This window comes from Pseudoalteromonas byunsanensis (assembly GCF_001854475.1).
GTDB lineage: Bacteria > Pseudomonadota > Gammaproteobacteria > Enterobacterales > Alteromonadaceae > Pseudoalteromonas > Pseudoalteromonas byunsanensis.
In genome coordinates, this window is sequence record NZ_MNAN01000037.1 from 435839 (window position 1) to 451181 (window position 15343).

General features: G+C 42.4%; 11 protein-coding genes. 1 reads left to right on the top strand and 10 read right to left on the bottom strand.

What is annotated here, in order from left to right; translation table 11 throughout:
- Positions 1-136: 136 nt before the first annotated feature.
- Complete coding sequence (locus BIW53_RS20300) at positions 137-2137, top strand: beta-propeller domain-containing protein (protein ID WP_070993833.1); 2001 nt, start codon at positions 137-139, stop codon at positions 2135-2137.
- Between the two features lie 124 nt (positions 2138-2261).
- Here the strand turns inward: BIW53_RS20300 and BIW53_RS20305 are convergent, their stop codons facing one another.
- The 10 genes from BIW53_RS20305 to BIW53_RS20350 all read right to left on the bottom strand — a co-directional run bounded on the left by BIW53_RS20305 (position 2262) and on the right by BIW53_RS20350 (position 15124).
- Positions 2262-3833, bottom strand: coding sequence for a hypothetical protein (locus BIW53_RS20305; protein ID WP_070993834.1), 1572 nt, complete (start codon positions 3831-3833; stop codon positions 2262-2264).
- A 42-nt stretch (positions 3834-3875) separates the two neighbouring features.
- Positions 3876-4847 carry a hypothetical protein gene (locus BIW53_RS20310; RefSeq protein WP_070993835.1) on the bottom strand — a complete coding sequence of 324 codons (972 nt, stop codon included), beginning with the start codon at positions 4845-4847 and terminating at the stop codon, positions 3876-3878.
- A gap of 201 nt (positions 4848-5048) precedes the next feature.
- Entirely contained in the window at positions 5049-5909 is an 861-nt protein-coding gene (locus BIW53_RS20315; protein WP_070993836.1) for a hypothetical protein, read from the bottom strand.
- 417 nt (positions 5910-6326) lie between these two features.
- On the bottom strand, positions 6327-6683 hold the full coding sequence (locus BIW53_RS20320) for a hypothetical protein (protein WP_070993837.1): 357 nt from the start codon (positions 6681-6683) through the stop codon (positions 6327-6329).
- 136 nt (positions 6684-6819) lie between these two features.
- Positions 6820-7206, bottom strand: a complete 387-nt coding sequence (locus BIW53_RS20325) for a hypothetical protein (RefSeq protein WP_070993838.1) — start codon at positions 7204-7206, stop codon at positions 6820-6822.
- A gap of 418 nt (positions 7207-7624) precedes the next feature.
- Positions 7625-8518, bottom strand: a complete 894-nt coding sequence (locus BIW53_RS20330; RefSeq protein ID WP_070993839.1) for a hypothetical protein — start codon at positions 8516-8518, stop codon at positions 7625-7627.
- Between the two features lie 82 nt (positions 8519-8600).
- Positions 8601-10583, bottom strand: coding sequence for a S9 family peptidase (locus BIW53_RS20335; protein WP_415839078.1), 1983 nt, complete (start codon positions 10581-10583; stop codon positions 8601-8603).
- 99 nt (positions 10584-10682) lie between these two features.
- Complete coding sequence (locus BIW53_RS20340) at positions 10683-11213, bottom strand: GNAT family N-acetyltransferase (protein ID WP_070993841.1); 531 nt, start codon at positions 11211-11213, stop codon at positions 10683-10685.
- Between the two features lie 71 nt (positions 11214-11284).
- Positions 11285-12823: an amidase gene (locus BIW53_RS20345; protein ID WP_070993842.1), complete on the bottom strand. Its 1539-nt coding sequence runs from the start codon at positions 12821-12823 to the stop codon at positions 11285-11287.
- Between the two features lie 126 nt (positions 12824-12949).
- Positions 12950-15124: a malate synthase G gene (locus BIW53_RS20350; RefSeq protein ID WP_070993843.1), complete on the bottom strand. Its 2175-nt coding sequence runs from the start codon at positions 15122-15124 to the stop codon at positions 12950-12952.
- Positions 15125-15343 lie beyond the last annotated feature (219 nt).

Here is a 15343-nt window from a genome sequence, read left to right on the forward strand (position 1 = left end):
TATTGCTAATTTACCATTGTATTTGCAATTTGCTATCTAGAGTAACACTTAATAACAATTCTCTGTTTAAAGGTAACAGTTAATCTGGCGGGATTTTGTACATTAGTACTAACTCATTTATAGAAGGAGATATAAAGTGCTTTATTCAAGATTACTAGCCGTTGGGGTTACGTTGTTACTAAGCGCATGTTCAAGCGATAGTGACAATGAAAACTCAAAAGATAACCCCACAAAAATACCAAATTTAAATGATATCAAGGTATCAACTAGCCCACTTGCCAGAGCGAGTTCTGAGCAGTTTTCTAACCATTTAAAAAATGGTTTATTTATGAACCGTTATAGAACATCTCTGTATCCGGATAGTTTAGAGATCGATAGCCCAGCTACCACCGAAGATTTCTCGGTTACAAATCAGCAAGAGCTGGGAGTTGATGAAGCCGATAGAGTCAAATACGATGGCCAATACATGTATATCGCTGGTAACAGTGCTCAAAACCTGCAAGCTTCTGAGCAGTATCGTCAGTTTGTTCGCATTATGAAGCGCGATGCTGAGGGCAACCTCACACAAGTAAATGATGTCACTAGCACTGAAGTTGCCTATCAAAAGCAGCGCCTTTACTTAACAGACAATACCCTCACCGTGCTAAGCCATGACAGTGGCTGGTTTGGTATTGCGGAGCCAGCGGCCACAGGTGGTATAGCTGAGAGTACGTTTCCTGCACCCACCACCAACCAATTTGAATTCAGCCTAATGGATGTGACGACACCTGAACAGGTTACTGTAAAGGCCCATTACACTATCGAAGGGCTCCTGATTGACAGTAGGGTAATAGACAATAATCTGTACCTAGTAAGTAATTATTATCCACAATTTGATGGCTTTACGGGCACAGATCACACAGAGCAAAGTAAACTTAAAGACTATCAAGCGATACAACAAGAGCACATTAATCAGTTGCTGCCAAAAATTGAGAATGTGAGCACTGGCGAGTCAGCATTGTTGTTTAATACCAATGATTGTTACATCAATAATGACGCAACTGAACTAGATGGTTTCAACGCCATCATGACCATTACAAAGGTTTCGCTAACGGACCCGACTCAGCGCAGCGCTATTTGTGTCAACACACAGGTTGATGGTCTATATGCATCATCAAAAACACTCTATACCTTTGCAACGAATTATTCAGCAAATGACTTAAACTCTGTTATCCATAAATTTGATTTAAGTGATAGTACGCTCAATTATGTCGCAACTGGTGAGGTTTCTGGACATTTTGGCTGGAGAAATGAGAACCTACGCTTCAGCGAGTTAGGCCAGCACTTACGTGTAGTAACCTCTAGCGGTGACAATATCAATGGTTATAAGCACAAACTCAGGGTTATAGAGCAACAAGGCCAGTCACTGGTTGTAACCAGCGAACTTCCCAATGAGAGCTTTCCAACTCCGCTGGGTAAGGTCAACGGTGATGGCATCGTCGATGAAGATATCTATGCTGTGCGCTTTACAGATAACCGCGCTTTTGTGGTGACCTTTAGACAAGTTGACCCACTCTATGTTATAGACCTATCGAACATGCAAATGCCGAAAATAGCTGGGGCATTAGAAATTCCAGGTTACTCGGCTTACTTACACCCTGTAAACGAAAACTTATTGCTTGGTGTTGGCCAACATGTGGATCAAATCGACACCGACCTGCCTGTGATAGGACAAGGCGCAAAAGTGAGTCTATTCGACATCAGCGACATTACCAATCCACAACAACTCAGCGAGCATGTTTTCCAAAATGGATATACCGCCGCCGAGAATGATTATCACGCGTTTAATCTGCTAATGATGAACAATGGCCTACTACGTTTTACGTTACCCATAGAGTCTTGGCATGAAGAGAACTCCTCGCAAACTACCTGGAACAGAGAAAATATGCTGGCGGCTTTCGAGGTCGATACTAATACCATGCAGTTAAACTATATTGGTGGCAGCACCGTTAGCTACTCAGACAGCAGCGATGTGCCCTATGTCTGGTCTGGAGAAGATCGCGCGATCATCCACCTAGATGACCTGTATTACATTCATGGCAATTATATCTGGCAAAGTGACTGGCAAACTCCAGAGGTTAATAACGGCCCTCTTTAATAAAATAGGTATCAGCCCGTCACCTTTTTGATGAAGCTAGCTGATACCCGTTTGACGACTTCTTTAACATGCAAGAATTTCCACCGAGTGGATTAGTACAAAGTGGATTCCCACCGAGTGGATTCTAAGTTGGTTGGGCGCTTAACAGCTCAGCCAGCTTATTTTTAACCACTGGATTATTCGTGGTGTGTTGCAGCTGTTTTAATTTAACTAAACTTGCCGCACTCAAAGGCTGGCCTGATTCCATAATCGTGCGCGCAAACGCCGCAACATACTTTGGATGTGGCGCACTCAGTAATGCACTAACAACTTCCTCTTGATAACCAACATGTTTACTGAGCACTTTGATGCTATTGAGCTTAGCTCCATCATCATGACCATGTAATAACGCTGGCAATTGGGCAAGTAATCCTTTGTCTTTACTGTTGCCAATGGCCAATACCGTCGTTGCCAAATTTTGCTCAGCAGTTAAATTACGCTCTAGATAAAGGGCAACATTATGTGCTTGTTCTGGTGAAAAGTGTGCCATGGTGCCAATACTTAGTAATGCAGTATTGGCGACCTGATGCCCTGACTGCTGTGCAATTGACTCTAGCGCACGCAGCGAAAGTTCACTGGATGAGCCAAAGCGCCCCAATGCCATCGCAACTTTGTGTTTGTCCAAATCCGCAGTTTGTTCAAGTTGCAACAAATCCACCAGCATAGCTTCTGCTTCTGTCGTTTGTAGCTTCTGTAGCGCATAGATAATAGCCGAGCTAAACTGTGGTTGCGCACTCAATAGAGCTTGAATTTCGAAGGCGTTGTAGTTGCCTATCAGATACGCCCCCACCACCTTGGCTAACTCAGACGAAAGCGAGTCTTTGAGCTTCTCAAGCGCTTGAACCAAAGTCGCTTGGTTGGTTATCTGAATGTCAGCCTCGGTTATAACTTCAACTTGAAGATGTGCATTGGCATTCGCGTTTGACGCCAGCAAAGTAACTTTTTGAGCGGGTACCTTACTAACCAGTACCGTTTGCTCAACAACATAGTGCTGTTGTTGCTGTTCCCAGACTCTCTTATTGGTATAGTTTAGTTTTTCAAGCCTACCTTGTTGGCCCATCAACAGTCGCCAATCTTCTTGTTCTGCTTTAGGCTGATGTTGCGTGTCTAGATAAGACTCTTTGACAATAGAACGTGTAATCTCACTGCCAGCTTGCTGATAACTATACTGTACCTGGCGCAACGCATCGCTATAAGTCAGCGGTTGGTCAATGTCATAGCTCAGTAAGTTAAATATTTGTCCGACTACTTGCAAAGTATGTTCACCTGGCAAACCGAGCAAATCTAATTGTACAAAACGATTATTTTTACGACGAACGCTAAAAGGCAACTGCTCAACAAGTGGTACTACTTTAGCATCTTGTATGTATTGGATGTTGCTTAACAGCCCATGCCAAACATGCTCATCAGTTTGTGGCTGTAACTGCATATGCCAACTGAGCTTTGAATGGGACAAGACCACCTGATTAGCACCAGCGATGGAAGAGTCTACTTGTACCATCAAACTCAATTGATTTTCTATCGGTTTAACAGATTCAGTCGACCTATTTTGTACGTGAGTACTGCGCTTAACTGGCTCGCTAGTCTCCGCTAACCATAAGTATCCAGCCGTCAACATACTGGCCAAACACACCACTATAAGCACTTTAATTTTCATATTAACTCCGAAAATTGGCGACCTTGGGCCGCCAGTAAAAAATTAAAGTTGCTGCCAAGTTGGGCTAGCGTATTCGTAAAAGGTTGTTTCACGCTCATAAAGTGGGTCCCACTTCATGATATCCACGTTGAACTGCAACAAGCCCCATAGTTTCTTGCAGTAGCCTTGAATTTTGCCATCACCACCTGAAAGCTTTCCAGACACTTTCAACTCCAAGAAACCTTCTTCACGAATTTCATCATCAACAACAACGCGTCGAATACCCGCTTCAACATAGCCCTTGCCTTTGACTTTCAACAGGCTTAATTTTCCTTTTACACCCGCCTCGGCAATACCATGACCAAATGAGCCATATGCTGCGCTTGAAACCACACCGCCCACATACGGTTCAACCGACGCATAGATATAATCCGGGCGACGCACTCCATCGGCTTCAAAAGGCATGTCGTTACCATAACCGCCAATAACACCGCCAACAGTAAAATCCGCGCCCGCTTCAATGCCTGCGCCAAATTTAACCCCTAACTTTAATAAACCTAGTGGGTCTAACGGCAATTCGACTTTGGGTTTGAAAGGTTCAGGAATTAGATCAAAATAGTACTCAACAGGATAACTTACCGACGCATCTAATAAGTCATCACAATTTGGTTTGAACGCAGCCACAGCATCATCACCCACAGTAAGATTGAAACTCATACCTTGCGTACAATCTAACTTAGATGGATCAAAAGAGAACTCTACAAAACCCACCGCCATTTTGAAATTACGGTTGTGTAACTTCAGCCAGTTTCCCCCTTGGTAAAAACCGCTAGTGGCACCATTGGCAACGCTGTCAACAAACATCCAACCTTGCTGATCTCGATACTGATGTGTACGACCGACCGCATTGTTTTTTGTTACCACGCGAGCCGTCTGCTCTACATAACCGGGGTCTTTGTACAAAGAAGCATGTGCTGATGACATCGCTAATGTGCCCAGTAGCGCAGAGAAGCACATTGAAGTTAAAATTTTCATTATTTTTCCTGTATTAACGTTTATGAATAGAAGGGCTGCGCAGCCGAGCGCTAATATAGAGGGTTATATTTACAATTAAGTTACAAATAAACTTGTTTTAGGTACTTGTCGTTAAATACAGAATTTATAATGAGATTTAGAATATTAGATCAATTGAGATGCACGTTTTATATTCACGGATAATTGGATACAACTGAAGCCTCAAGGTGTTTGTGACATCAACTGACCAAGCACTTCATCAAGGTATATCTTGGTTTTTTGCTGCGCGGTTTCTGGCAGCCACTTTAAATGCGCATCATAGAAGTCTCGTTTTTGGTATATCTGCCTGATGTACCCGTCGAATAGCTGCAAAAACTTGCGGCTTTTTGGATTATTGTTACACATCCAATGTCCAACAACGTATTTCGGCGCATCGGCGATATCATATTCGCGATATTGGGTAGGTAACTGCTGTTGGTGCCGATATATTTCCGCTGGGAACCCCAACAAAAAATCAGCTCGTTTTTTTCGAAACATATGATACATGGTGTCGTAATAATTGCTGCCATCACGGAACAACTTATTCTCATTACTCACTTTTTCAAGTTGTCGGTCTAAGAAAGGTCCATAAGATACTGTGGGTGCCACAACCAACAGCGATTGGCGGTAATGACTGAATAGATGTGGCAAAGATTTAATCTCTCCTTGTTCATTGAGCACACGCTTGTCTAATGGTTCGTCGCTGGCATGTTGGTACAAACGACGGCTGAGATAAATATTCACAGGCAAGCTGAACAAAAACTCCTGCATTCGTTCAGGCGTTTTTATCCTGTTAGCTACACACACAACATCATTACTTTCACGCATTGCTTTTAACGAACGCTTATAACTGGCAGGGAGTAATGCGAGCAGTCCATGTTTCAGCTCTCGGATCAGTATAAAGTTTGTGTTGTTACCAATGTTAGAAGGGGGGACTTCACGTCGATAAACACTTAAATCAACTTCATCATCAACATACAACTGCACAGCAAATGCATTGTCGAGAAAAAACAATAGTAATAACGAGATCAGAAACACATGCATAACAACAAGCAAAAATTTTAAGCAACAATAATTAGCATAGCTATGAGGTGCAAAATGTACCAACAAAGTAAGTGAGTTATTATTGAACGATTTTTTTGGTACAGATTTTAAACGACTTTATATGCAGAAGCCCTAACATGAATTACCAGCTTTGGTGAATAAACCTGAACGTTGTATATGTATTGTGAGATCAAAAGCCGCCATTCAAATAAAGGCAAGCAGAGTTAAGATGTATAGTGGTCAAATTTATTGTGCCACTAAAATGTGCCCCCATAGCGTTACATGGTAAATCGTCGGATGGCGCTTCGCTTATACCGACCTACCGCGCTAATGTGTGACAAACTTGTGCCATACTGGTGAGCGAAGCGAAACCGGCACACGTTTGGAATCACTCTTAAACGGCTTGTTATGTGCGTGCTACCATGACAACTCTTGCTTAGATGCATTTAAGTTTTCGTTATACATCATTTCAATCATTTGATAAGTACACATATCAACCGTACCGCAGTAATCATGTATAGCGCGGTCTAGAATTTCAGGATTTTTTGCATTAGTTAACCGTTTAAATGCATCCAAATTTTCTTTTTCCATCATGCGCAACATAATTTCTTGGCACATATCGACTGTTTCACAGTAGTCTTTTTTGACGCGATTTTGGATATAGCTAATAACTTCGTTTTGTTGAGCTTTCGAACCATCAAACTGTAAAGGATGAATAAACTCAGCATTTACTGAAAATGATGCTAAAGCGACTAACAACATAATTTTTCTCATAATAATTTCTTCAAATACTGATTAGCACATGTAACGCCGTAATATGGGGCGTATAAATGCTTGGCTATAATCGCGAAGAATGAGCGCCAGCCAAGCTTTAGACGTCCCATCCACAAATTACCTTGTTAGTTTTACCTTATGCCTCAATTTGTCCCATTTTATAAATATTAAATAAAATATCATCGGCTCTTTGGTGAACTAGCTTTGCGTTTTCTCCAGGTAAGTAAGAAGATTCTAGCCATTTCGCAAACCAAGCATACCCAATGGCATTTCCTAAAGGGGCTTTCCTCATCCATTTTTCGACTTCTTTCACAATAGATTTTTGCTGTTTCTTAGTTTGAGAAAGAATTTGCTCTTTAGAACCAAATTCATCAAAACAAATTTTTAAGCTAACTTGTATAAAACCAGATTCTTCTCTATCTGTTTGCAAAAGCTCGCTCCAAGCTTCTAGAAGTTCACTAAACTCTTTTCTTAAAACTTCAGCTCTTGCCAATTGCCAGCTATAGATAATTTTTTTAAACATTTACGCCAATCCTTTGTGTTAAAACTAACAGCGTATTACCGAGAATTCCTGTTAACACTCAATATGTCAATTGCCAGAGTTATCAAAATACGATTTTTAATAACCTAATTATTAACAACTTACACATAGCTACAAGGAATTACAATTGTTTAGACAGCCCTACAACCTGGGATTTACTTAATCGAGAATGAATAAAATTACATGAATGAGAACACACATCAAAAACAGTATGAAAATTAATAGCTTGAATGTTTATGAAAGCTTTAACGAGAAGCCGCTTAAATTACATAACGAGCATAGATTGTTTTTAAGTCTAGATTTTGAATGTCTACTCCTCGCTCAAACCAGCCCCTGAACTTAAACCTAAACTTCATCGTTACCCCTGTATTATCCGATACGAGCGACTGCATTTATACGTTCATTGTGCTGGGGGTGTTTCATCGGAAGTGAGTAAACGGACTATCTCTTCCAAGTAGCCTTGGGTCAGCTTTTTGTCTTGTTCGGGGAGCCACTTCATGTGCGCGTCGTAAAATTCGCTTTTCTGGTATATCTCCATCATCAATTTGTTGAACATGGATAGAAACTCTTTGCTCTGTTCAGTGTTGTTACACATCCAGTAACCGACTATGTATCTAGGCGCATCTTCAACGCGATATGTGCGATAGGCTACTGTTTCATATTGCGAATGCCGATACACTTCAGCGGGGAACCCAAGCAAGAAATCAGCTCTTTTAGACTTGAACATGTTATACATATCGTCATAAGGGTTGCTACCGGCACGATACACTTTGTTGCTCGCACTTACTTGCGCAAATTGGGCATCAAAAAATGGTCCATAAGACATGGTTGGCGTAAAAACGATGGTGGCATATTTATAGTATGTGAACAGTATTGGTAACGATTTGACCTCGGCATCATCATTGAGCACTTGGGGCGTTAAAGGAGGTTCTGAGGCATGCTGATACAACCTGCGACTCAGATACATACTAACAGGGTAGCTAAACAAGAACTCTTGTAAACGTTCTTTGGTTTTCACGCGATTTGGCACACATACGGCGTGTTCAGCAGTACGCATTGCTTTAACCGCACGGCGGTAACTTGCAGGCACTAACGATACTTTTCCCAAGGGAAGCGCATTAATGATTAATATATTGGTACTGTTGGCGATGTTGGTCGTTGGACTCAACCCTTGGTAAATTGTAAAGTCCTTCTCGTCATCCACATACAGCTGAACGGCACCAACCCAGAAACTGCTTAATAAACACTTTAAGCACAATACAACTTTGAACAAATTAACAACCGATAAAAACAACCCATTCCTTTAAGCATAGGACAGGGAGTAACAAAAATGCCAGCACGTGGCTGGCATTTATTGAGAGCTATAGCTAAGTCAATTAGTTACCACTATGTTTATCAAACCACCACTGGATATAGGCAACTTTGTTCATTAAGTTAGACGGGCGAGCGGTGATCCCATGTGACGCATCGGGAATACGCACCATCGCAGTTTCGACACCTTGAAGTTTAAGCGCTTGATAATATTGCTCAGTTTCCGAAATAGGAGTGCGATAATCTGCATCTCCAGTCAGTAGCATGGTAGGGGTTTTGACATTACCCACATAGCTTATTGGAGAACGTTTCATATAGTGCTCAGTGTGTTCCCAAGGTTTGCCAGGAAACCAGTAATCAGTGAAAAATGGGTAATAGTCAGCGGTTAACACAAAACTAAACCAGTTGATCACAGGTTTGGCAACCACAGCGGCGGCAAACCGATCCGTATGACCTACGATCCAAGCAGTTAATACACCCCCACCTGAACCGCCCGTCACAAACAAACGCTGCTCATCTATAAACCCTTTCGCAATCAATGCATCAACCCCAGTCATTAGATCATCAAAGTCATTACTTGGGTAATTGTGGTGAATGGTTTGTGCAAATGCCTTACCGTAAGAGTCACTGCCTCTTGGGTTCATGTATAAAACAACATTACCTTTGGCTGCAAAAAGCTGTGCTTCTGCACTAAAGTGAGGCCCATAATTCGCAACAGGCCCACCATGTATCTCTAGCACCAATGGGTACTTTTTGCTGCTATCAAATCCAGGTGGGTAAACAACCCAGCCTTGAATATCCAACTGATCATGTTTAGATTTAACCCAGATCTCTTCAACCTTACCCAGCGCCTTGTTACCGAGTGCGTCTTCATTAAGTTGAGTCAAACGTGTTGTTTTCCCTCTTTGCACCAACCCTACATCAGCAGGTCTTTGTGTATCGGCAAGCGTAAAGGCAACATCTCCTTTTACACTCACATCAAAGTCGCCTCCTGAATATGGTCGACCAAATGATACGCTGCCCACATCTTGTGTAATAACTTTAGCTTTCCCTTTGAGGGGTTGGTGTGCAACAACGGTCTGGCCTTGAGAATCATAGCTATAATAAAGACCGCGACTTTGAGCATCCCACTGAATGTGGCTCACACTACGGTCTAGCTCTTGGGTCAAGACCCGGGTTTCATCGTTTTGTAAATCTAGTACATAGATATCTGCGTTTTCGTAGTTGGTACGCTTATCATCATATCCCAAATAAGCCAACAACCGTCCATTGGGTGATATGGTTGGTGATCTATCTGGACCAAAACGATCAGTGATTGCTTTCACCTCTAACGATTTCATATCTAAGGCATATACCTCAGTATTTATCGGTTTAAGTTTATTATCTGCATGTCGGTTTGCAGAAAAGTACAGGGTTTGACCATCATGGCTGAAACTTACTCGGCTACCATGGTTAAATTCTCCTGTCGTTAACTGTCGCGCATTGCCGCCATTTGCATCGATGCTAAACAGGTGAGTAAAACCCGCTTTTGTAAAACCTGCTCCGTCAGCACGATAATAAACATCATCAATAAACACTGGCGGTTTTGCCCAATCGGCACCTTTTGGTTTACCGCTTATATTCACCGGTGTTTTCGCCGATGCGCTGACAAACTGACTAAAAACGATTTGCTTACCATCAGGTGTCCACACTAGATTTCGTGGTGATTGAGTCAGGTTACTAATTTTCGCAACAGCCCCAGTATTCAGCCATTTAACATATATTTGACTACTGCCATCTCGAGTCGAAACAAATGCTAAGCGATCACCTTGGGGCGACAGGACTGGAGCATAATCAATGTGAACCCCACTAGTAACAGGTTGAAGCTGCTTACTCTTGACATCTACCGACCAGATATTACTGACTTTTTTATCGGTTTTTATATCCATGCGGTTACGCACGAAATACACCAGCTTGCCATCATCACTGAACTCAATTTGGTTAGCATATTCAAGGTCAAAAACGTCTACCAATTCAAGCGGCTTTTCGGCTGCCAAGGCACTACTCATAACGAGGCTTATACCTAAAGCGATTACACGGTGTTTCATAGTGGCTTCATTCCTTTTATAAAAATCAGTATTTAATATCTACCCTGTGAGTAGATTCGGTCAATTATTTGCGATCAATGCAAGCTTTTGGTCATTGACCCACTTTCCTGCTATTTTGAAATTGTCTTTCAGCGTACCTTCATGCTCAAACCCTAAAGCAGTTAACAACCCAAATGATGCTTCGTTGCCCTCAGAAACCGTCGCTATAAGTTTATGAAAACCACACTCAAAAAGAGCAAAATCAATCAGCGCCTTTGTTGATTCCTTCGCATACCCCATCCCTTGAAATTCAGGCAATATCATAAATCCCACTTCAGCTTGCTGATATGGACACCACATTGCGAAAAAGCCATGTAGCCCAACAGCTTCACCAGTTTGTTTGTTTTCAATTACCAAGGTTAACCACTGTGTTTGCTCTTTATTCCAAGGAGCATTTCCATGGCATCGCTGTTGAAACTTGGCGTAGATATCTTCCTCAGTCATGATATCTGAAACCCAACGGATAGCCTGTTTATTAGTATGTAATTTTAAAAACAATGGCCAATCTAGCTCTGTCATCAACCTAAGCAGCAATCTTGGAGTGTCTATCATGGTCGTATCCTTATTTTTCTTTTAGATTGCATAGCCTCTAAACTTTTCTGTAAAGGGCCTTTACAAGCGTTTCAATCATCAATGCTAGAAATAAAACGTGGTGATTTTCTTACCTTTGTTGCTTGCTCAAACGCGTAGCCTATCTCAAGCAATTTTCCCTCTTGATTAGCTCCACTGAAAAAAGACAACCCTAAAGGAAGGGAACGATGTTCAGACATAGGCACTGTAATAATTGGGTAGCCAGCAATCGCTGAAGGACTAGAGCTTAATCCAGTGTAATGATCGCCATTTACCGTATCGATTACCCAGGCAGGGCCATTGGTAGGCGCTACAAGCGCATCTAATCTGTGTTCAGCTAGCAGCTTATCAATACCTTGCTGTTGCGCCTTTTCTCTTACCAACTTTTTAGCCGAAAGATAAGCTTCACTGTTTAAATCACCTTTTTTCTCTGCAATTTCCAGTAGACTTTGGTTAAACCTTTGTTCGGTTATATCTGCATTGAAAGCAATCAATTGTGTTAGTGACTTAACAGGTACCGAGTCTGGCGTTTTTGCTAGGTATTGATTAACGCCGTGTTTAAACTCGTATAGTAAAATATCAAACTCTGCCTGACCAAGTTCATCCTGATACTCCAATGTTAAATTATCAACGATGACTGCCCCTTGGCTCTTTAATACTTCGATAGCCTGTTTGAATGCTGCACTGGCTACTTCATTAAAGTCACTGATATTACGAGCAATACCGATACGCTTGCCTTTTAAACCTTGTGCGTTTAAATGCTTTTGATAATGTCCTACAGAGCTGCCAGTCAAAGCCTCCAATAATATCGCGGCATCTGCGACAGTTTTGGTCATCGGGCCAGGGGAGTCCTGAGAATGAGAAAGCGGGATCACCCCCTCGGAAGCGACCAAACCAACTGTGGGCTTTAATCCCACGATTGCGGAGTGCGCGGCAGGGCAGGTAATAGAACCATCCGTCTCAGTACCAATTGCCCCTGCTGCTAAATTTGCAGCAACTGCCACAGCCGACCCAGAACTGGAGCCACAAGGAGTGCGATTTAATACATAAGGGTTTTTAGTTTGTCCGCCAACATCACTCCAGCCGCTAGAGCTTTGTGTTGATTTGAAATTAGCCCACTCGCTTAAATTAGCCTTCCCTAAAATTATTGCTCCAGCAGCCTTAAGTCGACTTACAAGCAGAGCATCTTGCTTGGCGTAGTTACTTTGTAATGCAACTGCACCAGCCGTACTGGGCATCGCATCTATCGTTTCAATGTTATCTTTTATAACGATGGGCATACCGAACAACGGCCCATGCTCTTCGGTGCGCGCGTGTGCTAAGTCTTTTGCTTTAGCAAGCTCAATCGCATGTTGGTTAATACTAATAATGGCGTTGAGCTTAGGACCATCATCATCCAACTGGGCTATACGTGTCAGGTAGTACTGGGTGATCTGTTGATAACTGAGTTGTTGCTCATCAACCAATTTCTGTAATTGCGAAAAGCTGTATTCTTCGAGCTCTGGATGAGGCTGCTGGGCCAAAGCGTTTGTGCTCAATAGGCTCAACAAGGGGAGTGAACAAACAAGAGTTAAGCATTTTTTTATAAACATGAGACCTCTAAAGCTAAAAATTATACATCCCATAGTTATTGAACAAGGTATATTTGGCAAGCATTAATGACCCCACAAAAGAAACAACCCAGTGCTTTTACTGGGTTGTTTTTTTATTTTTCATCGTTACTGCTGAGCTTTGTATTTCAAACGGTACTCATGAAGCAGTGGTTCGGTGTACCCATTGGGCTGCTCTGACCCCTTGAACACAAGATCCTGCGCTGCTTGGAAGGCTAGATTGGCCATTAAAGATTGCTCATCAACCGCCATCGGACGATAATTTTGGTCATGTTGATTTTGACTATCTACAACATGAGCCATGCGAGCAAATGTTTGTTTGACTTGTTCAACTGTACAGATCCCATGCTTTAGCCAATTAGCAATATGCTGGCTAGAAATTCGCAATGTTGCTCTGTCTTCCATCAAGCCAATATGATTAATATCAGGCACCTTTGAGCAACCTATTCCTTGGTCTATCCAACGTACAACATACCCTAAAATTCCCTGAATATTATTATCTAGCTCGGCTTGAATATCTTCTTTGCTCAGAGATCTATCTAACAATAGAGGGGGAGTTAATAAGTCATCCAACGAGGCCTGTTGACGAGTCATCAGTTCACGTTGCTTCGCAAATACATCGACAAAATGATAGTGCATCGCGTGGAGTGTTGCGGCAGTAGGCGAGGGCACCCATGCCGTGTTCGCTCCGGCTTCTGGGTGAGCTTGTTTTTGTTCCATCATCAACGCCATTTTATCTGGCATGGGCCACATTCCTTTGCCGATTTGTGCTTTACCACTGAACCCACAGGCTAGCCCAATATCAACGTTGCGATCTTCATATGAGGCGATCCAAGGTTGTGATTTTATCTGCGCTTTTGGCAATACAGGACCCGCTAGCATTGAGGTATGTATTTCATCACCTGTACGGTCTAAAAATCCAGTATTGATAAACACCACCCTAGATTTTGCTTTTGCAATACAGGCCTTTAAGTTTACGGATGTTCTACGCTCCTCGTCCATTATGCCCAATTTTATGGTATTGGGCGGCAATCTTAACAGCGCTTCAACTTCACTAAATAATTGATCCGTGAAGGCCACTTCTTCAGGGCCATGCATTTTTGGCTTAACAATATTTATACTTTGAACGCTTGAATTATGAACAGAGCTATTACCCTGAAGGTCATGCAACGCACACAATGAAGTGATCACCGCATCCATGATCCCCTCAAATACTTGCTCACCATGCTTATCCAGTATCGCAGGGTTGCGCATCAGATGACCTACATTTCGCACAAACATCATGCTACGGCCTTTAAGGGTTATAGGTTCACCTTGTTTGCTTAGATAGTGTCTATCCTCATTTAATCGGCGAGTAATCGCTTGTCCTTGCTTGGAGAACGACTCAGACAATGTACCTTGCATTAGCCCCAGCCAGTTTTGGTATACCTGCACTTTGTCTTGCGCATCAACAGCCGCAACCGAGTCTTCACAATCCATGATGGTCGTCAGCGCAGATTCTAGCAATACATCCTTGATCCCTGCTTTATCTGCCTGTCCAATGGTGCTGTGTGGATCTATTTGAATTTCTATATGTAAATCATGGTGCTTAAGCAATACTGCCGTAGGGTTTTGTGGCAGGCCCCGATAGCCCACAAATTGTTCCGCAGACGCCAGTGCAACCTGTGTTGAATCATTCAACGTTACGACCAATTTCCCATCTAACACGGCATAGCCGCTACTTTCGATATGTGACCCATGAGCAAGTGGTAGGGCTTTGTCCAAAAATTGACGTACATAGGCCATCACTTTAAAGCCTCGAACAGGGTTATAGGCTATTGTTTTTTCAGCGCCATCGTCTTCAGGCAACAAGTCCGTACCGTACAAAGCATCATAAAGTGAACCCCAACGCGCATTTGCAGCATTTAATGCAAATCTCGCATTGCTTACTGGCACTACCAACTGGGGGGCCGCGGCAAGCGCAATTTCGGGCTCTACATTTCGTGTATCAATACAAACTTCGTCGGGTTCGTTATGTAAATAACCGATATCTTCCAAAAATGTCCGATATTGTACAGCATCCCATTTTGGGTGTTGCTGATGAAATATATCAATCTGCTGCTGTAGCAAATCTCTCTTACTGAGCAGTGCTTTATTCAAAGGTGAGAGTGTGTCAATAATACAGGCAAAGCCTTGCCAAAAGGCTTGCTGAGTAAGCCCTGTGCCAGGCAAAGCCTGTTGATTTACAAAGTCATATAGGCATTGATCTATGGTCAATCCTGCCTCTTGTGCGCTTGCATGCATAACGGTGATCCTAAGTCGATTTTGAACGGGTTTAAAATAACCTTATCGCATTTGAGCACAAAACAAACCCCTAAATACATTCACCAAAAATATACTCACAATAATAACTATAAATTTAAAAAATCTACATTTCGGGCCTAGTGTGTAATTAAGCGCCAACGGCTAGGGCCGCTGCGCAACTCTCACAACTAAAAAATATTTAACCCGTTCGAAGGAATT